The following is a 20199-nucleotide window of genomic DNA, read 5'->3' as shown; positions in this document are numbered from 1 at the left end:
TTTACCCGCGCCATGCAACGTCGCAATATCGCACTATTGCGACATGAACGCCTTTCGCGGCCATTTGTCCCTTTTTTCGCCGGGCTGACAGGTCTAAGTCAGGGCAACCATATTGGAGGGACCATGACGTTCTCGGTTCTCATCTTCCTGATTGCACTACTGATCACAGGATTTCTTGGATATTCCATGCTACGCGGTCGCCGGAGAGGTAAGCCGACGGCTTCTTATGACCTGAATGTATACCGGGAACAGCTGGCCAGTGTTGACCGCGATCTGGCACGCGGCGTGATCGGCAAAGCCGATGCAGATCGTGTGCGTACTGAAATATCGCGTCGTATTCTGGCCGCCGACACACAGATGCGCGGCGAATCTGACGATACCGGACCGTCGCGAACGGTATCCTTGGTTACGTTGCTGGTGATGGCTGCCATTCTGATAGGCGGTGCGCTGGCCATGTATCGTCAATTCGGCGCCGCGGGCTTTCCTGACATGCCGCTGTCCGCACGTATGGAACTGGCTGAAGAATTGCGGGAAAATCGTCCCAGTCAATCTGAAGCCGAAGGACTGGCACCCCCGGTCCAGACGCCAGAGTTGGAAGAAAGCTATGCCGCCCTGCTGACCCAGTTGCGTGACACGGTGGCTCAGCGTCCTGACGACCTGCAGGGCCATGTTCTGCTGGCGCAGCACGAAACCAACGCAGGAAACTTCAAAGCCGGATATGAGGCGCAGCAGCGCGTTATCGACTTGTCCGGCGATGCCGCCACCGCCGAAGCCTATGCCGATCTTGGGGAAATGATGATCCTTGCGGCAGGTGGATACGTCTCGCCAGACGCAGAAGAGGCCCTGCGCCAGGCCCTTGAGCGCGACCCGAACCTTGGGCCAGCACGGTACTATTGGGGCCAGATGCTGGCTCAGATCGGGCGACCCGATATGGCCTACCGGGTGTGGGTGGACACTTTGCGCGATTCTCCGCCCGGGGCGCCTTGGGTTCAAGCGATCCGCGGACAGCTCGACGATCTGGCCTTTCGTGCAGGCGTCTTCAACGCGCCCAGTATGAGCGCCGCACCCGAGCCTGGACCTTCGCAGGACGATATGCAAGCCGCCGCGGATCTGAGCCCGGAAGAACGACAAGAGATGATTCAGGGCATGGTGGACCAGTTATCAGATCGTCTGGCGACTGAGGGGGGCTCGCCTGAAGAATGGGCGCGCCTGATCGCAGCGCTTGGGGTTCTGGGGCAAGCTCAGCGCGCGATTGATATCAGGGACGAAGCCGTGGTTGTCTTTGCAGGAGATACTGCCGCACTCGAGATGATCGATGCTGCCGCATTGCAGGCTGGTATCGCACAATGATCCACGACGCGTTCGAAGAGTTCGCTGCAGCTCTGTCCCCGATGACAGCCTTGATGGGGCTGGATTTGGGTGAAAAGACTATCGGTGTGGCGGTCTCGGATAGGATGCGCACAGTGGCAAGCCCGTTGGAGACTGTCAGGCGCAAGAAATTCACTCTGGATTCTGCCCGCCTGATCGAGATTGTGACTGATCGTGAGATCGGCGGCATCCTTCTGGGCCTGCCTCGGAATATGGACGGCTCGGAAGGTCCCCGATGCCAATCGACCCGTGCATTCGCCCGGAATCTAATGCGTTTAACCGATCTGCCGATTGGATTCTGGGACGAGCGCCTCAGCACGGTAGCTGCAGAAAAAGCACTTCTGGAGGCGGATACGACACGAAAACGTCGCGGACAGGTTATCGATCACGTTGCGGCTGGCTATATCCTGCAAGGAGCGCTGGACAGACTGCGCTTTCTTTAACGGATCGGATTACGCTGATGACAAACATGGTTTGGAAACGGAACGAGGTCGAAAGCCCTTGTATCCAGATCTGTGTCGTCCACCCGACCGAACGCATCTGCACCGGTTGTTACCGCACCATCGACGAGATTTCCCGGTGGTCAAAAATGGACAGCTCCGAGCGGGCCGAAATCATGCAGGACTTGGCTGTGCGCAAGCCCCGTCTGGCCAAACGCCGCGGCGGTCGGTCTGCGCGACTGAACGGATCGTAAGCCCGGCGCATTCAGCTTTGCGTTTCTGACTGCCGATCTTTCGTCAAAGTGTTGTGAAGATCTTCATGCGCGCGCAACTCTGCTCCGAACAGCTCGACAAGTTCCGTCTGATTGGTCGGTTGCGGCTTCTGTTCCTTGGATTCGGATATAAAATCGAATGGTATTGGCAGGACCATCGACTTTTTTGAGAATATGCGTTTCCAAATAGAATTGAGTGCCATTTCGGGTGCCAAAATGTATGACCAACGTCGCTGCAAGTCAGACCTGAACTCCGAGGGGGGGAAGAGTTCTGGTGCTTTAGCGTGAGTGAGTGGCAACCCACAGCGACGTGGCACAGTTACGATGCCTGACCCTTGAAATCCGAGGGCGGACAAACGAACAATTGAAGCTTTTCGATCAATCATTCAAGAAAGGCACCAGTGGTTTTTTGCCTTCCGTAACGTCAACTTCAATTGTTGAGTAGTTTGGGGTTGGAGAGAGAGACCTTCCCTGACACCGACGCTTGGGTATGCCACACCTTTCAGGCCAGAGCGCAGCGCGCCAACCCGTCGTCGCAATTTATCTTTCCTGATTATCCTGGCTCAACCAGCCGCAAGCCAGGCTTTGGCGTTTTCGAACTCATCGGCAGAGAAATACTGCGTCCGCGTACCCAGAACGTGGCTAGCCATGCGCTGCGCCATTTTTTGCCAGTTCTTGTCGCCGACAATCGCCGCCCGATCCAGCATACCAATATGGCCCGCCGCCAGTCGGAAATGCGCGGCCATAGCCGTAAGCCCTTGCCAACCATCAAACTCCCGCAGGTCGATCAACAGTCGAAACCCGCCCCTGTCACGTAGCATGGCATCGAGATCGGTATGTGCCTGTTTGTATTCCTCAGAATCCAGCTTGCCCATCAGTTTAATCTGGACACACGGCCCGCCCAGATCGGTAACATGGATCGCGCCAAGGGATTCACGCATCCATCGCCGGGCCTCCTCCAGTTCATCCATGCCAAACACGTGGACCGGACAGGGCAGAATCGGTGCGGCGAGCCGGATGCTGGTCTGGACCCATCCTTGATCGGCCACTACTCCGATACGGTCAAACCCACGCCAGTGGCTGAGCCCCAGTTTGGTATCGGACCAGGCCGCTCCCAGATCGTACCCCTTGAACTCGGGCATCATGATCGCCAGCAGACGCACGGCGTCGTGATCCTCCAGTGCTGCCTCAATCGCGGGGACCAGTGTGGCTGCGTAATCTGCGCTCGTGACCTCGCCGGACAATTCAACCTCGATCAGGGCGCCATCGGAGTTCGTGTGGACGGTAATCATCGAAAATCTCTCCAAAGCCATAAGAATGGCAGGAGGTTACGAGGATTCGAGCCATTCGGCTACACCGCCCGGACACTCGGGCCGGAAATAGGCGATCATCCGTCCGTCGGGCCCAGCCGTCGCGTTCTCACCCCAGGGTGCAACACCGTGCAGGCAGTGGCGATGCAGCAGATAAGCCTCGCCCGGACGGGCGGGTAATTCGATGCGCGGACAGGCTTCAAAAGCCTCTTTTCGTGCGGCCTGATAGATGTCAGTAATGTCGGTGCGTGCCAATTCATCGCGTGGCACACCGGCCAGGGCCTTTCGAAATGCCGCGCCCAGAATTTTGTGACTACCATCCCAAACAACCATAGGCGCTGCGTCCGCGCTGACCTTGGTCAGAGGAATGCCCAGTATCCATGCGTGCGGTTCATCGACCTGCCGGCGCCGTTCGGGCCCGGTGGGTTTCAGCCCATCCACATGGGCCGCGTCCCGCTTGCTCCGATACCGCGACGCTGCTTCGGATTCTCCCCGACGGGGCCGGGGATAGCCCGGATAGATCACCGAAACTTGCCCCTTGTGCAGGTCGATCCGGCCGTAATGCAGCGCGGCGAAGTCAATCGCCGCACCAGACAGAGGGGGCGAGTTGGCCACCCTGCCCTGCGCATCATTGTCCATAGCGTCAACGCCGATGAACCATGTCCCTTCGCAGTCATGCCATTCGGCGTTTGCCGTATCGGTTACTGAAGCGCGGGCCGCAGGTAACGCATGTGCGACCCATTCGGCCAGCGCCGCCTCATAAGGAAATCTGACCCAACCCCGGTCCCCAAAAGCGTTTACCATCCAAACGCCTTTCTCAGCATGTTCAGAGCGACAAGGGTCAGGAAAACAGCAAACACGCGCTTCAGTGGCTTGGGGTCCATCGCGTGCGCCAGCTTCACGCCCCAAGGCGCCGTGATCATCGTCATCGTAACAACTATGCCAAAGGCCACCAGGTTGACCGCCCCGATAGTCAACGGAGGGCGGTGTTCCGGCGCGATATTGAGGAACAGAAAACCTAGAACCGATGGGACCGCGATGATCACTCCAAACCCGGCGGCTGTCGCTACGGCCCTGTGAATTGGCGTGTTGTAGAGGCTCATCAGCGGCACACCAAAACTGCCACCTCCGATCCCCATCAGCACTGACAGGAACCCAACCGACGGGGACAACCCGGCCCGTCGCAGCCCTTTTGGCATCGCGTCGCCCAAACGCCATTCCGAACGGCCCAACCCCAGATAGGCGCCAATCACCATACCCAGAATACCGAACAACGCCTGCAGCATCTCAGTCCGCAATGCCGAAGCAACCAGAACCCCAATAATTGCGCCCACAGCAATTCCCGGGCCCCAGCCGCGCAGAATGGCCCAATCCACCGCGCCCTTTTTGTTGTGACCAAGCACAGACCGAATCGAGGTCACGATAATCGTTGCCAGCGAGGTCGCCAGGCACATCTGCATCAGTTGCGGCCCGCCATAGCCAAGCGTCTGAAACGTATAAAAAAATGCTGGAACCAAAACGATCCCACCGCCAACACCCAAGAGGCCGGCCAATACGCCGGCCAATGCGCCGATCACAAGCAAAAGGCCCAACATCTGGGCCAGCAACATTGTCTCGGTCATTATCCCCCCAATTCGTCCAAAGGCCGTGTCAAACGGCGCGGTCCACCTGCGACAGTGGCTCTACGCAGGCCAGGGCCTGCAACACCACTTCGGTACCCGCATGATCGCGCACCGCACCTTCGGACAACGTTCTGCGCCAACCACGTGCCCCGGGACGACCGGCAAACAAGCCCAGCATGTGCCGGGTGATCTGGTGCAGACGTCCGCCTTCGGCAATATGCTGTTCGATATAGGGCAGCATTTTATGGACCGTGTCCATCGGATCTATCGCGCACCCGGTTTCGAATATCTGCACATCTGCTTCAGCCAAGATGTCGGTGGGTTGGTGATAAGCCGCGCGTCCGACCATGACACCATCCAACCCCGCATCCAGATGCGCGCGGGCCTGTTCCAGCGATGTGATACCGCCATTGATCGAGATATGAAGGTCGGGAAACGCCACTTTCATCCGATGTACCAGATCATAGTCCAGCGGCGGAATATCTCTGTTTTCCTTGGGGCTTAGCCCCTGCAACCAAGCCTTGCGCGCATGGATGGTGACGCGTTGACACCCGGCTGTCTGTATCTCGTCGAGGAAGGTGGGCAAAACCTCTTGCGGTTCTTGCTCATCAACACCGATTCTGCATTTCACAGTGATCTCGATTTCCACGGCCTCGCGCATCGCCGCGACGCATTCAGCCACCCGTCCGGGGTCTTTCATCAGCACGGCGCCAAACGTGCCCGACTGCACTCTATCCGACGGGCACCCACAGTTCAGATTGATTTCGTCATAGCCCGCATTCGCACCCAACTTGGCGGCCTGAGCCAGCTCTTTCGGGTCAGAACCGCCCAGTTGCAAGGCTACCGGATGCTCCGACAGATCGTGATCCAACAGGTGAAAAGCTCCACCTCGAACAAGCGCAGGAGCGGTAACCATTTCAGTATACAGCAGTGCCTCGTTGCTCAGAAGCCGGTGAAAATACCGGCAATGCCGATCCGTCCAATCCATCATCGGAGCAACGGACAGGCGTGCGCTTTTCTGGATATCTGTGGTTTTAGCTTCCGGCATGTCTCATCGCGCCTTCAAGATGCAGTTTGTTGCCATCACCGGATCGATCCGCGGACCCTATGCAATCAACAAATTAGCCCGGAAAGATGGTACCGCCTCCCTGGCTTGAACAGGGGACCTCTGGATCCACAATCCAGCGCTCTAACCAACTGAGCTAAGGCGGCACTCGTGAGGGGCGATGTAGCGAACGTGTGCAGGGATTGCAAGAGGATTAAAGCCGAATTCTCCAGCTTTGTTCGACCAGATCGACCCCAAATGAATGCACAGGTTTGCTGTCGATTAACTGCCATCCGAACGCTCGATAAAGCGCGCAGGCTGCCGCGTGGCTTTCGTGCGTCCACAAGACCATATCATGGTATCCAGATTCACGCGCGAACGCCATGCATGTCGTCAGCAGACGTTTCCCCAACCCCTGCCCGCGCGCCTGCGGCTCTAACAGAAACAACCGAAGTTTGGCGATCTGATCAGTCTGAGATACGCAAAAGATGCTCCCCAGCCGGATTCCGGCCCTTTCGGCGATCCAGCCCTGCTCTCGGCTCGGGTCATGATTGGCAACGAATTCTTCGAGAATACGTGCCACCAATGTGGCGAAACTGTCGTCAAACCCTTCGTCGCAGGCGTAGAGCGTTCCGTGACGCTCGATCAGCCAAGGCGCATCATCCGCCCGGAACTGTCTGATTATGATGTCGTCCATACCCTATTTGAGCGCATAGGCCGCTTGATTCTCAACCCACTGCGCGTTAGCACAAACGCTCAGTCCCCGGAGGCGCATATGGGCATCAATACCGAACGCGACATCGAAGCAAACCTGCAGATCGGTCCTACAGATCAGGGGATGGTGCGTCTTTTCATCGAAGGCACCGGCATCGAGATTCCAATGGACTTCGATCCCGAAGAGGCTGAGGAAATCGCTGATGAGATTCGCGCCGCGGCACAGGCTGCGCGCGCGGTCAAAGGCTGAACGCCTAAACCCGCGGGTCTCGCAGAGCCTGCAATCTGCGAGCAGCATCCACGGCAAATTTCTGAATCATCTTCTTGCGCCGCGCAGGGGCCAGTTTGGCTTCCGGTCCTATACGTAGAATCTCGGCATCATAAGCGTCGGCGATGATCAAGCCGGTTTCGGGTGGCAGCAGGTCGGTCGGAAACTCCGTATCCACGGCCCAGAAAAACCGATCACACCATTCCAGGTAGCCCTGCCATTTCGAATCCGACTGATAGTCAGCGCGGCTGGATTTGCATTCGATCACCCAGATCTCCCCCTTCGGCCCCAGCCCCATCACATCCACCCGCAGCCCACGCGCAGGCACGAATTCCTCAATTGAAACATAACCATGCGACGCAAGATGTCGTGAAACACCGCGCGCAAGCTTCTGTCCGGGTTGCAGCTCCAAAGTCATGATTGAAAATGTGAACAATTAGTGAACAAAAATCAAGGCCACCTGCGCACTTGACATGATACCATTTGGTATTCTATTTAAATGATACCGAATGGTATTGCATATGAGAGACCTCATGGATCAACAAACTCAAAACGCATTTCGCGCCCTCGCCGATCCGACGCGCCGCGACATCGTTCGCTTTCTGGCCGGTCAGGACATGACCATCGCCCAGCTGACCAACCAGTTCGACATGACCCGTGCAGCGGTCAAGAAACACCTGACAGTTCTGTCGGATGGCGGCCTGATCAAAATCGAGGCCAAGGGCCGTGAACGCATCAACCGACTGGAACCAACGGGAATGGCGCCCGTTCTGGACTGGCTCAAATACTTCGACCGGTTCTGGGATGACCGCCTTGCCAATCTGAAAGACGCAATTGAAAGGAAAAGAAATGACTGACGCCGTATTGCAAAAGACAATCTTCTTGCGCGCAGACCCTGAGACGGTTTGGGACTACCTAACCGAACCCGACCGATTGGCTGAGTGGTTCCACAAGCCCGAACGCCGGTTGGCGAATGGTCAAAAGCTTGAAATGTTCGGAACCACCAGCGGAGACCTGTTGATCTGGGGTGAGGTTCGCGCGGCGCGGCGGCCTGAGTATCTTGAATATACCTTTACTGTGAAACCCATGGGCGATGCTGTCAGCGTGGTCAAATGGACACTGGAACCGGTCGCGGGTGGCACTCGGCTTGGCTTGCTGCACGAAGGCCTGCCACAGGGCGCCGAGGCTTTTGGCCTGATCCTTGCTCTGGACAACGGCTGGGACGAGCATTTTGGCAAGATGCGCACTGCTCTGCACGAAACTGTTGATGCATAACCCCTTGTGCGAACCCGCTTCACGCCCTACTTAGGCGCGTGGCGGGTTCTGCCCTTCTTGTGAATGGTAGCATTCTGGTGGCCTTAAGCAATTCCGAGGGGGCTGGCTCTGTTCAGGTCCTGGCCTGATTACCTGGCGCCCACCTGTACATACAGGTCCTCGGGAATCAAACCGCACGGTTGACTGGCGGTCCCGCCACATTTTTTCTTGAAGTTCAGCGCTCTGCGCGGGCTTCCTGCTTTGCCAGAGCGGGTTCAAAGCTGTGAACCACCGGTGTTCCCCGGCGCGGACCTTGCGGTTTTTCAGCCATGCTCATGATCGCATAGGCGAACTGCACCCCGGCAAAAACGATCCCGTTCATGAACCAGATCATCAACAGCGCAATAAGCCCGATGTCCGAGCCGGTGATCAGATAGCGCAGATTCGCAACATTGAGAGCCAGTAGCACGCCGACAAAGACCGCCGAGATGACAAAGCCCCATGCAACCTGAGTGATATAAAGACGGATCAGTTTGGGCATGGTGGACCTCCTTGCGCGATGACATTCAGCTTAGCGCATATCTAATCCGGGTAAAGGCGTCAGAACGCCTCGGGCTTGGCCTCGCGCGCCATGTGATCCAGCACGGCGTTGACGAACTTAGGCTCTTTCCCTTCCGGGAAAAAGGCACGGGCCACGTCGACAAATTCGGTGATCACGACTTTGGGCGGTGTGTCGCCTTGGGTCAGTTCAGCCCCGGCCGCACGGAATACCGCGCGCAGGGTAGGATCGATGCGCGAGATTGGCCATTTGGCGACCAGAGCCCGGTCGGTCATCTGATCGATCGGAGCCTGATAATTCACCGCATCATCGACAAGCTTACGGAAGACCGAGAGGTCACCGTCCAGCATTTCTTCGCCCTCGTAGACGGCGCCAAACCGGTGATCCAGAAACTCGTTCACGACCTGCTCGGTCGTCTGGCCCGACTGTTCCATCTGAAACAGCGCCTGCACGGCGTAAAGCCGGGCGGCGGATTTCATCAGGCGTTTCTGGTTGGCCGGTTTCGGCGCGTCTGTCTTAGTCATGCGGTTGTGGATCCGTTGCTGTCGCCCGCCACAAGGATGGACTCGGACGGCGGCTTGAAACCGACGCCCTTTTTCGAAGCGCCCCACTTACGGCTGAGTGCGATCAGATGCAAGGCCGCAGCGGCCGCGCCGCCTCCTTTATTCATCTTTTCAGGATTGGCGCGGACTTCTGCCTGATCGTCATTTTCCACAGTCAGGATGCCATTGCCGATGCACAGGCCCTGAAGCCCCATGAGCTGAATTGCCCGGCTGGAATCATTGCAGACGGTTTCATAGTGCGTAGTCTCGCCCCGGATCACGCAGCCCAGCGCGACATAACCGTCGAAATTGCACTGGCGGTCAGCCATAGCGATGGCGGTTGGGATCTCCAGCGCGCCGGGAACTTCGACCACTTCGCAGGTTCCGCCCGCTGCTTCGATCTCGGCTTTTGCACCCGCTACCAGATTGTCGGCGATGGTGCGATAGAACGGTGCCACAACGATCAGCAGTTTCACCGGTTTATCGAATGTCGGCGTGGGCAGGACGCCATGTTTGTCTTGTTCAGCCACGATCAGTCATCCTTGAGAATGGAACGGGTTCCGACGATGGACAGGCCAAAGGCGTCGAGCCCAAGATATACCGTTTCCGGTGCGTCGGTCAGTAGCACCAGTTCCTGAACACCCATCTTGGACAGGATCTGCGCGCCAAGACCGGTTTGTTTGATCGTCCGCGGGCCTTCATCCTCAGCCGCGTAGAGAGAGTTTCGGGGCTGGCGGAACAGGCAGACCACGCCGCGCCCTTCTTCGGCGATCTTCTCCATCGCGCGGGGCAGTTCCTGCGGCGATTTAGGGCCGAGGCCCAGAATATCAGGTGCTTCGTGCAGGGCATGGGTTCGGGTAAGGACAGGTTCGGGCGTGGTGATATCGCCTTTGATCATAACCACATGTTCGATGCCGTGGGTTTGGTCAGTGAAAATCCGCATCTCCCATTCGCCACCATATTCCGAACTCACAACCTCGCGCGAGGTCTCGACCACCAGATTGTCGTTACGAGAGCGGTACGAGATCAAGTCGCTGATCGTGCCGATCTTCATGCCGTGTTCTTTGGCGAATTCGACCAAATCCGGCAAGCGCGCCATGGTGCCGTCAGCTTTCATGATCTCACATATCACGCCCGACGGGTTCAAACCGGCCAGCCGAGAGATATCGACCGCCGCCTCGGTATGGCCCGCGCGTACCAGCACCCCACCCCGCTTGGCCCGCAGCGGGAAAACATGGCCAGGTGTCGCGATATGCGCCATTGTGTTTTGTTCGTTGATCGCAGTCGCTACTGTCAGTGCCCTATCAGCCGCCGAGATGCCGGTGCTGACACCCTCGCGCGCTTCGATGGAAACCGTAAACGCGGTTTCATGGCGCGACGAGTTGTTCACCGCCATCATCGGAAGGCCCAGATTGTCGATCCGTTCGGCGGTCATCGGCAGGCAGATCAAACCGCGACCGTGAGTCGCCATGAAATTGATCGCATCCGCGTCGGCGAATTCTGCTGCGATCACCAGATCGCCCTCATTCTCACGGTCTTCGTGATCGACCAGAATATACATCCGGCCTTTGCGCGCCTCTTCGATGATATCCTCGATCGGGCTGATTGCGTCGCGCAGCTCGGCCTCGACCGGTCCGGGGGTTTCAAAGCTCATGGGGCAGCCTTTCACAAGAGCATGTTTGCAAGGCGGGATAGACCACCACGCCCGCAAAGACCAGCCCGCTTGCGACAGGGAATATCCGGATTGCAACATTCCAACCTGAACGGAAGCCTGAATGAAGGAACGTATCTGGCCGCCGCCATTGGGTTGATATTAGGCGCGCTCTAGACCTGTTGCGAAACGTTTGGTCAGAACGCATTGTTGAATGCAATCGGCAATGCCCGGGAATTTGCCCACAAAACGCCGCAATTCAGCCTTTGGGCCGCCCGATCCCTGAAACATTCCATTAGGATAAGGAGAAAACGTTTCCAGGAATTTGACAGTGTTTAATTCTACCGACCTGCCAGCATCCAGTTATGGAGTGCCTGGAGTTCTATGGCGAAACAGACTGTTGCTTGTTGTCGTGGGCCTTCATCTTTTGGCAGGTATCGCAGTTAGTCTGTATCTTGGCATGTCGTTCTGGGCAGAGGTCTCTCCCAAAATCTGGCGGGCTGCGCGCTTACTCTTTATGCTCATAGTTTCTAATTTTCTGCTGTGGCGGCTCGCCGTTGCAATCTTTATCGCCAAACCGGCAAAACCGATTCATTGGATGATTGCTGATGCTCGCGCGATCCTGGCAAATCGGAGACACGTATCTGATGCGATCGCCGGTTACCTGAGCATCGTTCTTTTGATCGTCACATTCTCCTACCTCAAGGACGAAATTCCATCCATAAACCCGTATTCCTGGGATCCGATTTTCGCGCAGTTGGACCGGTTTCTGCACGGTGGAAATGACCCGTGGACACTGCTTTGGCCTGTTCTCGGATCACCCTATGTGACGACCTTCATCAACCTGGCCTACAATGTCTGGTTCCTTCTGATCTTTATGTCGGTATGTCTCGCCTGCATTGATCGTCGTGATCCGAACCGCAGCATGGCATATCTGGTGGCTTTTACATTGTGCTGGTCTGTCGGAGGAAACCTGTTGGCTACAGTTTTCGCTTCGGTCGGCCCGGTTTACTACAATATTTTCGGGTTCGGAGACACTTTTGTTCCACTTGTGGAACTGCTCCACAAATCCCACGAGGTCAGCCCCGTATGGGCGCTGGAATGGCATCAATTGCTGCTGGACGGGCATTTCAACGACGGCCCTGTTCGCGGGATTTCAGCCATGCCAAGTATGCATGTCGCATGCAGCGTCCTGCTGGCCCTTTACGGATTCAGTTATTACCGCTGGCTGGGCTGGGCGCTGACCGCTTTTGCGGCCATAATCATGCTTGGATCGGTACATCTGGCCTGGCACTATGCAGTTGATGGTTATGTATCAACCGCCCTGGCACTCTTTCTGTGGTGGCTGGCCAAAAAGCTGACATTGCTGTTTGGCCCTTCCACCTGAGGTCAAGAGGCTTCGGCCAAACGCGCCACATATCGGGCCAACGTGTCAATTTCCAGGTTCACCCGATCACCTACCGCAACCTCTCCCCAGGTTGTGACCTCTTTGGTGTGCGGGATAAAGTTGATCCCAAAGTCGCGACCATTCACATCATTGACCGTCAGCGAGGTGCCGTTCAACGCAACAGACCCTTTGGGGGCGATGAATCGTGCCAGATCCTGCGGTGCGCGTAGCGTGACCCGCGTGCTGTCTCCCTCGTCTTCGACCGCGACAACTTCGGCAACACCATCTACGTGCCCCGAAACGATATGACCGCCCAATTCGTCGCCAACTTTAAGCGCCCGCTCCAGGTTGACCCGCTTGCCGACCTTCCAAACATCGAGATTGGTTTTCGAGACCGTCTCGGCGCTGATTTGCACGTCATACCAATCGTCGCCCAACGCGATGACGGTCAGGCAAACTCCATCACTGGCAATAGACGCGCCGATGTCGATGCCTGCCGTGTCGTAGCTGGTTGTGATCCGCGCGCGCAGATCACCTTGCTGATCCAGCTCGGCAATGGTGCCGACATCGGTAACGATCCCTGTAAACATTCTATTAACCCTCTTGCGTCTAGGTTTCAGAGCCGAGGTAAGCCCAAGCGACCGTTCGGGCAAGCCCCGCCTTGCCCGGAATGGCGCAAACAGGCATAGTTTCGGGAATAAACAAGATTTGAGCAGCCCCCATGCCACCATTTGAAACCGTACCAGATGCGCGCGTTTTTCTGTTTCTTCAGGGACCGCATGGTCCGTTTTTCAGCGCCCTGGGTCGAATGTTGCGGGCTTCGGGCGCGACCGTGTTGCGGGTCGGGTTCAACGCCGGCGATCAGGCTTTCTGGTCTGATCGAAGCAGCTATATCCCGTTCCGCGGTCGCCTAGAGGAATGGTCAGACACCCTTAACGATCTGATAGACGCCCATGGGGTAACGGATATCGCGCTCTATGGTGACACACGTCCTATACATGCCCGTGCCGTTGAAGTCGCCCAACGCAAAGGCGTTACCATTCATGTATTCGAGGAAGGATACCTGCGCCCTTGGTGGGTCACCTATGAACGCAACGGATCCAACGGCAACTCCCTCCTGACAGACCTGAGCGTCGATCAGATCAATGAGGCAATGGCGCATTCGGACGAACCGACACCACCACCGCCTTCACATTGGGGCGACATGCGAGAACACATCTTTTACGGAGCTCTGTATCACTGGTTCGTTCTGTTCAGGAATGGCCGCTATCGCAATTTTCGACGCCATAGGGATTTGCCTGTCTCAAAAGAATTCAGGTTATACTTCAAGCGTTTGTCCCTGATGCCCCTTCATCGTCTGCAACGCGGCTGGGCTACAGCGCGCGTTTGCCAAAGCGGGTTTCCATATCACCTCGTGTTGTTGCAATTGGGCCATGACAGCTCGGTCCAGGCGCATTCGGATTATTCCACCATGGCCGAGTTCGTCGAACAAATTATCGCCGGATTTGCACGCGGCGCTCCGGCGCATCATCGCCTCGTGATCAAAGAACATCCGCTGGAAAACCATCGTGAGCCCTTGCGAAAAAGGGTTCGCGAGGCAGCCAGGGCCCACGGGATCAAAGATCGCATTCACTATGTACCTGGTGGGAAACTGGCACGTTTGCTGGATCAGGCCAGCTCGGCCGTTACGATTAACTCGACAGCCGGCCAACAGGTCTTATGGCGCGGTATTCCTTTGCGCAGCTTTGGCCGATCCGTCTACAACAAGCCCGAGTTCGTATCAAAACAGCCAGTCGAGTCGTTTTTTGCGGCCCCTACCCCACCGGACAACGATGCCTATCAAAAGTATCGCCGCTTTTTGCTAAGCACCAGTCAGGTTCCCGGCGGGTTTTATTCCAGGCGCGGACGACGGCAATTGCTGCGACGGGCAGTGGACATGATGCTGCGGTCGCAAGATCCGTACCAAGCCATTCTCGCCGGCAACGCGACCATGACGCCACAGTTGAAAATCGTAAGCTAGAGCATGCCACCTGTGGCTGGAAGTTGTGTGGCGAAACGAGTAACCTACGCGAAACAATAAAACACAACAAAGACGACTGAGGGAAATCGGCAGTGCAGCGATCTCGAAACCAATGGGTACGGGCAGCGTCCCTTGTGGTTGTTTGTGGCCTGTTGACGGCGTGCCAGCTTCCAAAATCCGGACCGAACAAATCTGAAATTCTGTCCGGATCTACCGAAAACGGTGGCAACGCGTTTGTAGTGGAAGTAGATGATCGCGTGGCGCAGGCGACTTCAGCAATACCGCATTATGGGTTCTCTCAATCCTTTCGAAACGCACAGAGCGTAACAGCAGATACAGTGAGGCCTGGGGATGTTCTTGGGCTCACGATCTGGGAAAACGTGGACGACGGCCTACTGACCAGCGAAACCGGCGGTGCCACTTCACTGGATGAAGTGCAGGTCGACAGCGAGGGCTATATCTTTGTCCCCTACGCCGGTCGCCTTCGCGCGGCGGGCAATACGCCCGAGCAATTGCGCAACCAGATTTCCAAGAAACTGGAAGAACAAACCCCCGACCCGCAGGTTCAGGTACGCCGGGTGGCGGGCAACGGGTCTTCTGTGTCGCTGACGGGAACCATTGGTGGCCCAGGCATTTACCCAATCGAACAGCCAACGCGCACTCTTTCTGGCATGCTGGCCAATGCTGGTGGCGTGTCTGTTGCCACGGACATTGCGCTGGTCACCGTGATCCGTAACGGAAAAAAGGGAACGATCTGGTACGAAGACTTGTTCCGGAAACCGGAGACCGACATCGCACTGCGAGGTGGAGATCGAATTCTGGTAGAAGAAGACAGTCGGTCTTACATCGCGCTAGGGGCTACGGGCGGGCAATCCCGTGTAGCGTTCGAAAGTCAGGATCTGTCGGCGCTTGAGGCCTTGGCGCAGGTGGGTGGCCTGCAGTCGCTGTCCTCGGACCCAACCGGTATCTTTGTTCTGCGCAAAGAGCGTCAGGACATCGCCCGCAACGTTATGGGGCAGCCGAACCTTCAGGGTGACCAACGCGTGATCTATCTGTTGAACCTGACCGCGCCCAATGGTCTTTTCATCGCCCGTGATTTCGTTATCCGCGATGACGATACAATCTATGTTACCGAGGCACCTTATGCGCAGTGGTCCAAGTCGGTCTCTCTGATCGCGGGCGGACTGACCCCGTTTGCGAATGTGGCGACTTTGACGGGCGGTTGACGCGTGTTTCCTGAACAGGAAGCTATAGCCGGGGACAGACGTTCCCGGCTTTTCGTTTACAATGGCGGATTTCTGACGCAGCGACGAGTTCGACGCATTCTTGCTCTGGCCGGGTACGACATCCGTCTTGGCCTGCCTCAGCCGGACGACAAAGTTGGCGTCTGGGGCAATAGCCCAACCGCGCATCGCGGGCTTGGTATTGCCAAAAAACGGGATGTACCCGTACTGCGCGTCGAAGATGCATTCCTCAGGTCACTGCACCCTGGGCGCAGTGGAGAAGCCCCAATGGGTCTGTTGCTGGACCAGACAGGCGTGCATTTCGACCCGTCCGCGTCCTCTGATCTGGAGCGTTTACTGGCCACACATCCATTGGACAACACGGTGTTATTGGACCGCGCACGCGGTGGGATCGAGCGACTGCGTGAACTGCACCTGAGTAAGTACTCTGCTTTTGATCTGGATCTGCCGGCCCCCGATCCCGGCTATGTGTTGGTTGTGGATCAAACGCAGGACGATGCCGCCGTGACCGCAAGCGGAGGTAACCGTGCGCGTTTCCTTGAGATGCTGTTTATCGCGCAGGAGGAAAACCCAGGTGCACGGATCGTCATCAAGTCACACCCCGAAACGTTGGCCGGTCATCGCGGCGGGTATTATTCTGATCAGGACCTGAACGCTCGGGTATCGGTTTTGGACACCCCTATCAGCCCCTGGCCCCTTCTTGAGGGGGCGATCGGCGTCTACACCCTGTCCTCGCAACTGGGGTTTGAGGCCATTTTGGCAGGCCACAAACCTCGGGTCTTTGGGCAGCCATTCTATGCAGGCTGGGGACTGACGCAGGATGAAACCCCGCTCGCCCGCCGTCAGCGCAACCTGACGCGCGCGCAGCTTTTCGCGGCTGCGATGATCCTTTATCCCACTTGGTACGATCCTTACCGCGATCAGCTGTGCGAATTCGAAACAGTGCTGGACACGTTCGAAGCGCAGACCCGCGCATGGCGCGAGGACCACAAAGGTTGGACTGCCTCTGGAATGCGCCTGTGGAAAAGACCGCATCTTCAGCGAATGTTCGGGCAGTACCGAAAGGTTCGGTTCACAGCCGAGCCACCAGCGCCCGCAACACAGCCGCACATGGTCTGGGCCAGCCGGGCCAAGGATACGCATGACGCCGTTCGGATCGAGGACGGTTTTCTGCGGTCGCGGGGGCTTGGCGCTCGGTTAATACCGCCAATGTCGTTGGTGGCGGATGATTTGGGGATCTATTACGACCCCACCCGACCAAGCCGGCTGGAAGACCTGATCGCCGCCCGGGAAAACCTGCGCCCCGACCAGCAGCGCCGCGCCGAACGCTTGGTCGCTGATTTGCTGGCGCAGGGTCTGAGTAAATACAATACAGGTGGCGCAACACCTGCCCTGCCCGAAGGGCACCGCATTCTTGTTCCGGGACAGGTTGAAGATGACGCGTCGATCCTGACTGGCACCAGTGACGTACGGACCAACCTTGACCTTCTGCGCGCGACACGTGACGCGAACCCGGACGCAATACTGATCTACAAACCACACCCGGATGTGGAAGCCGGTTTGCGGGATGGCGGGATCGGCGCGGCCGATCTGGCCGATGTTGTCGTCAGAGAGACTGACCCGGCGGCTTTGCTGACGCAGGTGAATGCGGTCTGGACCATGACATCGCTACTGGGGTTCGAAGCCCTGCTCCGTCGCGTGCCGGTGACCACTCTCGGGGCACCTTTTTATGCCGGATGGGGGCTGACGACCGATCTGGGTGCAGTTCCGGCCAGACGCGGCGCCCGGCCATCGTTGATGGGATTGGTTCATGCGACCTTGATCGACTATCCCCGCTATCTGGATCCAGTCACAGGGCAACTCTGCCCAGTGGAGGTGGTCGTTGATCGTTTGGCCCAAGGGTATTCGGTACCGACCGGCGCCCTGAACAGATTGCTATCCAAGTTGCAGGGCGCTCTGGCGAGCCATTCACATTTATGGCGCTAGCGCGTGGCTCGTGCCCATCGATGCAGAATATCACCCCCAACATTCTGAGTTTCGATAAGATCAAACCGGGGTGAATTGTCCAGTTTCTCAAGACCCAGCGCACCGACCGCTGGCAAACCTTCGGCACCGATAGCCAGCCCCGCGGTAAAGCCGACCAGCTCATCCACCAGGTCCTCGGCCAGCAGTGACGCAGCCAGGGCTGATCCGCCTTCACAAAACACTCGCGTCAGCCCGGCCTGCCCCAACTGGTGCAACAGATCGGCAGGATCTATGTGATGATCCTGCAATGCACAGGGCAGCAGTCGAGCACCCAGCCCCTCCCATGCACGGGCTCGTTCGGCATCCGGGTGCAGACCGTGGCACAGCCACACAGGAATATCCGACGCCGTCCGGGCAAGCTGTCCCATCAACGGCAATTCAAGGTGGCGCGACACGACAACCCGCACGGGCTGCTGCGTTACACCAATGTCCCGCACGGTCAGCGACGGATCATCTGCCCTTGCGGTCCCGGCTCCAACCATCACTGCGTCATGACGCGCGCGCATTGCGTGAACAGCGCGTCGAGCTTCAGGCCCGGTGATCCACTTGCTGTGGCCGGTTTCCGTCGCGATCCGCCCGTCGAAACTGCTGGCAAGCTTCAAGGTTACAAAGGGACGGCCCTGTTCAGTTTTAAGGAAAAACCCGGCATGATCCCGGGCAGCCTGATCGGCTAGCACGCCAGTTGTGACCTCGATCCCTGCGTCGTTTAACATGGCAAAGCCCTGCCCAGCCACACGCGGATCGCTGTCTTCGATGGCCGAAACCACTCTTACGACGCCCGCATCAATCAAAGCTTGCGCGCAAGGCGGCGTTTTGCCGTGGTGGGCACAAGGCTCCAGCGACACATAGGCCGTTGCTCCCCAAGCGGCAGAACCTGCCTGTGCCAAAGCCTCAGTTTCCGCGTGAGGGCGCCCGCCCGCCTGCGTCCAGCCGCGACCTATGATGCGGCCATCGCGCACGATGACACACCCGACGGACGGGTTGGGCCAGCACACCCCCTGTCCGCGCCGCCCCAGTGACAGGGCCAGCGCCATGTATCGCTTATCTGTTTCGCTCACTCGTCCGTTGTGGGCTGCGGCGGGCGCAACTCGTGGACGAACTCCTCGAAATCATCGGCCGCCTGGAAGTTTTTGTAGACACTCGCGAACCGAACATAGGCCACGGTATCGATCCGGGCCAGCGCTTCCATTACGATTTCACCGATTTTGTTAGACGGAATATCCGTTTCGCCCATGCTTTCCAAACGCCGCACGATCCCCGAGATCATCTGATCAATCCGATCCGGTTCTATGGGCCTTTTCTGCATCGAAATCCGGATCGAGCGTTCCAGTTTGTCCCGGTCGAAATCTTCACGTTTTCCGTTGGTTTTGATCACGACAAGGTCGCGCAATTGTACCCGTTCGTAGGTGGTAAACCTGCCACCGCAGGCCGGACAGAACCGCCGCCTGCGGATCGCGACGTGATCCTCTGCCGGACGTGAATCCTTGACCTGAGTGTCGATATTTCCGCAAAACGGGCAGCGCATCCGCCGTCTCCTCGTCCCTAGTTCCGCCTCTTGTTGTAAGCACTTCGGCTTACTTATCCACAACTATAGGGCACCCGCTATAGTTTGGGTAGTCGGAAATTTGAAACGCAAGATAAAGGGGTCAGGCGAAATGCGCAGCGACCTTTCGCGCGTGCGGCGCATTGCGATGTTCGAACAGGTAAATCCCCTGCCATGTGCCCAGAACCGGTTGACCGCCCGTGACCGGGATCGACAAAGACACTGGCATCATAGCTGCTTTGATATGAGCCGGCATGTCATCCGGCCCCTCATAAGTATGACGCAAATAGGACATTGCAGGGTGATTGGACGGAGGGACTAGTCGGTCGAAAAATGCCTGCAGGTCAGTCTGGACCTCTGGATCGGCATTTTCCTGGACCAACAATGAACAAGAAGTGTGACGCACAAAAAGCGTTAGCAGCCCGTCCGTGGCAGGGCGCAGCCACGGCCGCACAAGGCCGGTGAATTCATACAGCCCTGCGCCCTGTGTCCGGATCGTGAATTCGGTTTGCACCCGTCCTTATTCCTATAGCTTAGTTGAAGGACCGGCGAACGTTGCACCGCCCATTTGCGCCCTGCACCGACATGCTGTAACCGGGCTGGAAGCCTGCTGTGATACTGCCTTGCTGTGCCACATTTGCCGGCATTTTCAACGAAAACTGAACGGCCGTTCGACGCCCTGTCGTCACACTGGGACCATAGCCGCGCAGCACGTAGATTCTTTGCTGCCAGCCCGCACCCAGATTACGGCGGGCAAAATCCGCAGCCGCACACCAATACCCGTCAGTATCGCGGCGAGATCGTGGAATGACTTCGAAATCTGTGCTGTTGATCGCTTCGGTCTGATACCCGTTGCGGGCCGCAGTCGCCGTACCAGGAACGCTCAGCGTAAGCACAGCTGCAATAGCGCAAAAGAGAATCTGTTTCATTGCCAA

25 protein-coding genes and 1 tRNA gene are annotated in these 20199 nt (G+C 57.5%); 10 read left to right on the top strand and 16 right to left on the bottom strand.

The features are described from left to right. Positions 1-123 precede the first annotated feature (123 nt). The 3 genes from ccmI to AC2TCY_RS07920 are packed head-to-tail and all read left to right on the top strand — an operon-like array spanning position 124 to position 2062. Positions 124-1350, top strand: coding sequence for a c-type cytochrome biogenesis protein CcmI (gene ccmI, locus AC2TCY_RS07930; protein WP_480846651.1), 1227 nt, complete (start codon positions 124-126; stop codon positions 1348-1350). Next, positions 1347-1811, top strand: coding sequence for a Holliday junction resolvase RuvX (gene ruvX, locus AC2TCY_RS07925; RefSeq protein ID WP_480846650.1), 465 nt, complete (start codon positions 1347-1349; stop codon positions 1809-1811). Before ccmI ends, ruvX begins: the two co-directional genes overlap by 4 nt. 17 nt (positions 1812-1828) lie before the next feature. Further along, entirely contained in the window at positions 1829-2062 is a 234-nt protein-coding gene (locus tag AC2TCY_RS07920; protein WP_480846649.1) for a DUF1289 domain-containing protein, read from the top strand. A 581-nt stretch (positions 2063-2643) separates the two neighbouring features. Here the strand turns inward: AC2TCY_RS07920 and AC2TCY_RS07915 are convergent. The 6 genes from AC2TCY_RS07915 to AC2TCY_RS07890 form a co-directional block, all read right to left on the bottom strand. Then, positions 2644-3372, bottom strand: a complete 729-nt coding sequence (locus AC2TCY_RS07915) for a SpoIIAA family protein (protein WP_480846648.1) — start codon at positions 3370-3372, stop codon at positions 2644-2646. A gap of 36 nt (positions 3373-3408) precedes the next feature. Then, a complete protein-coding gene (locus AC2TCY_RS07910) occupies positions 3409-4194 on the bottom strand; it encodes a hypothetical protein (RefSeq protein ID WP_480846647.1) in 786 nt (261 codons plus the stop codon). Then, the gene (locus AC2TCY_RS07905) at positions 4188-5012 is read right to left on the bottom strand and encodes a sulfite exporter TauE/SafE family protein (RefSeq protein ID WP_480846646.1); all 825 of its coding nucleotides are present in this window, start codon (positions 5010-5012) and stop codon (positions 4188-4190) included. The genes AC2TCY_RS07910 and AC2TCY_RS07905 overlap by 7 nt, the downstream gene beginning before the upstream one ends. 28 nt (positions 5013-5040) lie before the next feature. After that, positions 5041-6060 carry a tRNA dihydrouridine(20/20a) synthase DusA gene (gene dusA, locus AC2TCY_RS07900; RefSeq protein ID WP_480846645.1) on the bottom strand — a complete coding sequence of 340 codons (1020 nt, stop codon included), beginning with the start codon at positions 6058-6060 and terminating at the stop codon, positions 5041-5043. Between the two features lie 87 nt (positions 6061-6147). After that, positions 6148-6224, bottom strand: a tRNA-His gene (locus tag AC2TCY_RS07895). 47 nt (positions 6225-6271) lie between these two features. Then, positions 6272-6754 carry an N-acetyltransferase family protein gene (locus AC2TCY_RS07890; RefSeq protein ID WP_480846644.1) on the bottom strand — a complete coding sequence of 161 codons (483 nt, stop codon included), beginning with the start codon at positions 6752-6754 and terminating at the stop codon, positions 6272-6274. Between the two features lie 78 nt (positions 6755-6832). On the opposite strand from AC2TCY_RS07890, the gene AC2TCY_RS07885 reads away from it, so the two are divergent. Next, positions 6833-7021, top strand: coding sequence for a DUF6324 family protein (locus tag AC2TCY_RS07885; protein WP_480846643.1), 189 nt, complete (start codon positions 6833-6835; stop codon positions 7019-7021). Between the two features lie 4 nt (positions 7022-7025). Here AC2TCY_RS07885 and AC2TCY_RS07880 read toward each other — a convergent pair whose 3' ends face one another. Continuing rightward, positions 7026-7457, bottom strand: a complete 432-nt coding sequence (locus AC2TCY_RS07880; protein WP_480846966.1) for an MmcB family DNA repair protein — start codon at positions 7455-7457, stop codon at positions 7026-7028. 115 nt (positions 7458-7572) lie between these two features. On the opposite strand from AC2TCY_RS07880, the gene AC2TCY_RS07875 reads away from it, so the two are divergent. Both AC2TCY_RS07875 and AC2TCY_RS07870 read left to right on the top strand, forming a co-directional pair. Then, the gene (locus tag AC2TCY_RS07875) at positions 7573-7896 is read left to right on the top strand and encodes an ArsR/SmtB family transcription factor (RefSeq protein ID WP_480846642.1); all 324 of its coding nucleotides are present in this window, start codon (positions 7573-7575) and stop codon (positions 7894-7896) included. Further along, a complete protein-coding gene (locus AC2TCY_RS07870) occupies positions 7889-8314 on the top strand; it encodes an SRPBCC family protein (protein ID WP_480846641.1) in 426 nt (141 codons plus the stop codon). Before AC2TCY_RS07875 ends, AC2TCY_RS07870 begins: the two co-directional genes overlap by 8 nt. 214 nt (positions 8315-8528) lie before the next feature. On the opposite strand, the gene AC2TCY_RS07865 is transcribed toward AC2TCY_RS07870, so the two are convergent. The 4 genes from AC2TCY_RS07865 to ribB are packed head-to-tail and all read right to left on the bottom strand — an operon-like array spanning position 8529 to position 11048. Then, positions 8529-8834 carry a hypothetical protein gene (locus tag AC2TCY_RS07865; protein WP_480846640.1) on the bottom strand — a complete coding sequence of 102 codons (306 nt, stop codon included), beginning with the start codon at positions 8832-8834 and terminating at the stop codon, positions 8529-8531. 59 nt (positions 8835-8893) lie between these two features. Beyond that, positions 8894-9376 carry a transcription antitermination factor NusB gene (gene nusB, locus AC2TCY_RS07860; RefSeq protein ID WP_480846639.1) on the bottom strand — a complete coding sequence of 161 codons (483 nt, stop codon included), beginning with the start codon at positions 9374-9376 and terminating at the stop codon, positions 8894-8896. Continuing rightward, positions 9373-9924: a 6,7-dimethyl-8-ribityllumazine synthase gene (locus AC2TCY_RS07855; protein ID WP_480846638.1), complete on the bottom strand. Its 552-nt coding sequence runs from the start codon at positions 9922-9924 to the stop codon at positions 9373-9375. Before AC2TCY_RS07855 ends, nusB begins: the two co-directional genes overlap by 4 nt. A 2-nt stretch (positions 9925-9926) precedes the next feature. Then, complete coding sequence (gene ribB, locus AC2TCY_RS07850) at positions 9927-11048, bottom strand: 3,4-dihydroxy-2-butanone-4-phosphate synthase (protein ID WP_480846636.1); 1122 nt, start codon at positions 11046-11048, stop codon at positions 9927-9929. A 595-nt stretch (positions 11049-11643) separates the two neighbouring features. Here ribB and AC2TCY_RS07845 point away from each other — a divergent pair. Further along, on the top strand, positions 11644-12432 hold the full coding sequence (locus AC2TCY_RS07845) for a phosphatase PAP2 family protein (protein WP_480846635.1): 789 nt from the start codon (positions 11644-11646) through the stop codon (positions 12430-12432). A 2-nt stretch (positions 12433-12434) separates the two neighbouring features. Here the strand turns inward: AC2TCY_RS07845 and AC2TCY_RS07840 are convergent, their stop codons facing one another. Beyond that, a complete protein-coding gene (locus AC2TCY_RS07840) occupies positions 12435-13022 on the bottom strand; it encodes a riboflavin synthase (protein ID WP_480846633.1) in 588 nt (195 codons plus the stop codon). A 131-nt stretch (positions 13023-13153) separates the two neighbouring features. On the opposite strand from AC2TCY_RS07840, the gene AC2TCY_RS07835 reads away from it, so the two are divergent. From AC2TCY_RS07835 to AC2TCY_RS07825, 3 genes are all read left to right on the top strand, one after another. Then, complete coding sequence (locus AC2TCY_RS07835; RefSeq protein ID WP_480846631.1) at positions 13154-14452, top strand: capsule biosynthesis protein; 1299 nt, start codon at positions 13154-13156, stop codon at positions 14450-14452. Between the two features lie 92 nt (positions 14453-14544). Beyond that, positions 14545-15678 (top strand): polysaccharide biosynthesis/export family protein, encoded by a 1134-nt coding sequence (locus AC2TCY_RS07830; protein ID WP_480846630.1) that lies wholly within the window; start codon positions 14545-14547, stop codon positions 15676-15678. Between the two features lie 3 nt (positions 15679-15681). Beyond that, a complete protein-coding gene (locus AC2TCY_RS07825; RefSeq protein WP_480846629.1) occupies positions 15682-17682 on the top strand; it encodes a capsular polysaccharide biosynthesis protein in 2001 nt (666 codons plus the stop codon). On the opposite strand, the gene ribD is transcribed toward AC2TCY_RS07825, so the two are convergent. The 4 genes from ribD to AC2TCY_RS07805 form a co-directional block, all read right to left on the bottom strand. After that, positions 17679-18779: a bifunctional diaminohydroxyphosphoribosylaminopyrimidine deaminase/5-amino-6-(5-phosphoribosylamino)uracil reductase RibD gene (gene ribD, locus AC2TCY_RS07820; RefSeq protein WP_480846628.1), complete on the bottom strand. Its 1101-nt coding sequence runs from the start codon at positions 18777-18779 to the stop codon at positions 17679-17681. The two genes, AC2TCY_RS07825 and ribD, sit on opposite strands and share 4 nt — an antisense overlap. Next, positions 18776-19246, bottom strand: coding sequence for a transcriptional regulator NrdR (gene nrdR / locus AC2TCY_RS07815; protein WP_480469369.1), 471 nt, complete (start codon positions 19244-19246; stop codon positions 18776-18778). The genes ribD and nrdR overlap by 4 nt, the downstream gene beginning before the upstream one ends. A 121-nt stretch (positions 19247-19367) precedes the next feature. Then, positions 19368-19778, bottom strand: coding sequence for a secondary thiamine-phosphate synthase enzyme YjbQ (locus AC2TCY_RS07810; protein ID WP_480846627.1), 411 nt, complete (start codon positions 19776-19778; stop codon positions 19368-19370). Between the two features lie 19 nt (positions 19779-19797). Next, on the bottom strand, positions 19798-20193 hold the full coding sequence (locus AC2TCY_RS07805) for a hypothetical protein (RefSeq protein WP_480846625.1): 396 nt from the start codon (positions 20191-20193) through the stop codon (positions 19798-19800). Positions 20194-20199 lie beyond the last annotated feature (6 nt).

It is taken from the genome of Ruegeria sp. HKCCD7181 (assembly GCF_057221055.1).
Note: the sequence above shows the minus strand (reverse complement) of the source record. Positions and strands in the feature narration are given on the sequence as shown.

What these genes read in the sequence shown, in the direction of transcription:
- nusB (WP_480846639.1), bottom strand. Translation starts at nt 9,376, where the DNA reads ATGACTAAGACAGACGCGCCGAAACCGGCCAACCAGAAACGCCTGATG.
- dusA (WP_480846645.1), bottom strand. Translation starts at nt 6,060, where the DNA reads ATGCCGGAAGCTAAAACCACAGATATCCAGAAAAGCGCACGCCTGTCC.
- AC2TCY_RS07870 (WP_480846641.1), top strand. Translation starts at nt 7,889, where the DNA reads ATGACTGACGCCGTATTGCAAAAGACAATCTTCTTGCGCGCAGACCCT.
- AC2TCY_RS07805 (WP_480846625.1), bottom strand. Translation starts at nt 20,193, where the DNA reads ATGAAACAGATTCTCTTTTGCGCTATTGCAGCTGTGCTTACGCTGAGC.
- AC2TCY_RS07845 (WP_480846635.1), top strand. Translation starts at nt 11,644, where the DNA reads ATGATTGCTGATGCTCGCGCGATCCTGGCAAATCGGAGACACGTATCT.
- AC2TCY_RS07835 (WP_480846631.1), top strand. Translation starts at nt 13,154, where the DNA reads ATGCCACCATTTGAAACCGTACCAGATGCGCGCGTTTTTCTGTTTCTT.
- ruvX (WP_480846650.1), top strand. Translation starts at nt 1,347, where the DNA reads ATGATCCACGACGCGTTCGAAGAGTTCGCTGCAGCTCTGTCCCCGATG.
- nrdR (WP_480469369.1), bottom strand. Translation starts at nt 19,246, where the DNA reads ATGCGCTGCCCGTTTTGCGGAAATATCGACACTCAGGTCAAGGATTCA.
- AC2TCY_RS07880 (WP_480846966.1), bottom strand. Translation starts at nt 7,457, where the DNA reads ATGACTTTGGAGCTGCAACCCGGACAGAAGCTTGCGCGCGGTGTTTCA.
- AC2TCY_RS07865 (WP_480846640.1), bottom strand. Translation starts at nt 8,834, where the DNA reads ATGCCCAAACTGATCCGTCTTTATATCACTCAGGTTGCATGGGGCTTT.
- AC2TCY_RS07920 (WP_480846649.1), top strand. Translation starts at nt 1,829, where the DNA reads ATGACAAACATGGTTTGGAAACGGAACGAGGTCGAAAGCCCTTGTATC.
- AC2TCY_RS07840 (WP_480846633.1), bottom strand. Translation starts at nt 13,022, where the DNA reads ATGTTTACAGGGATCGTTACCGATGTCGGCACCATTGCCGAGCTGGAT.
- AC2TCY_RS07890 (WP_480846644.1), bottom strand. Translation starts at nt 6,754, where the DNA reads ATGGACGACATCATAATCAGACAGTTCCGGGCGGATGATGCGCCTTGG.
- ribB (WP_480846636.1), bottom strand. Translation starts at nt 11,048, where the DNA reads ATGAGCTTTGAAACCCCCGGACCGGTCGAGGCCGAGCTGCGCGACGCA.
- AC2TCY_RS07915 (WP_480846648.1), bottom strand. Translation starts at nt 3,372, where the DNA reads ATGATTACCGTCCACACGAACTCCGATGGCGCCCTGATCGAGGTTGAA.
- AC2TCY_RS07875 (WP_480846642.1), top strand. Translation starts at nt 7,573, where the DNA reads ATGGATCAACAAACTCAAAACGCATTTCGCGCCCTCGCCGATCCGACG.
- AC2TCY_RS07910 (WP_480846647.1), bottom strand. Translation starts at nt 4,194, where the DNA reads ATGGTAAACGCTTTTGGGGACCGGGGTTGGGTCAGATTTCCTTATGAG.
- ccmI (WP_480846651.1), top strand. Translation starts at nt 124, where the DNA reads ATGACGTTCTCGGTTCTCATCTTCCTGATTGCACTACTGATCACAGGA.
- AC2TCY_RS07885 (WP_480846643.1), top strand. Translation starts at nt 6,833, where the DNA reads ATGGGCATCAATACCGAACGCGACATCGAAGCAAACCTGCAGATCGGT.
- AC2TCY_RS07905 (WP_480846646.1), bottom strand. Translation starts at nt 5,012, where the DNA reads ATGACCGAGACAATGTTGCTGGCCCAGATGTTGGGCCTTTTGCTTGTG.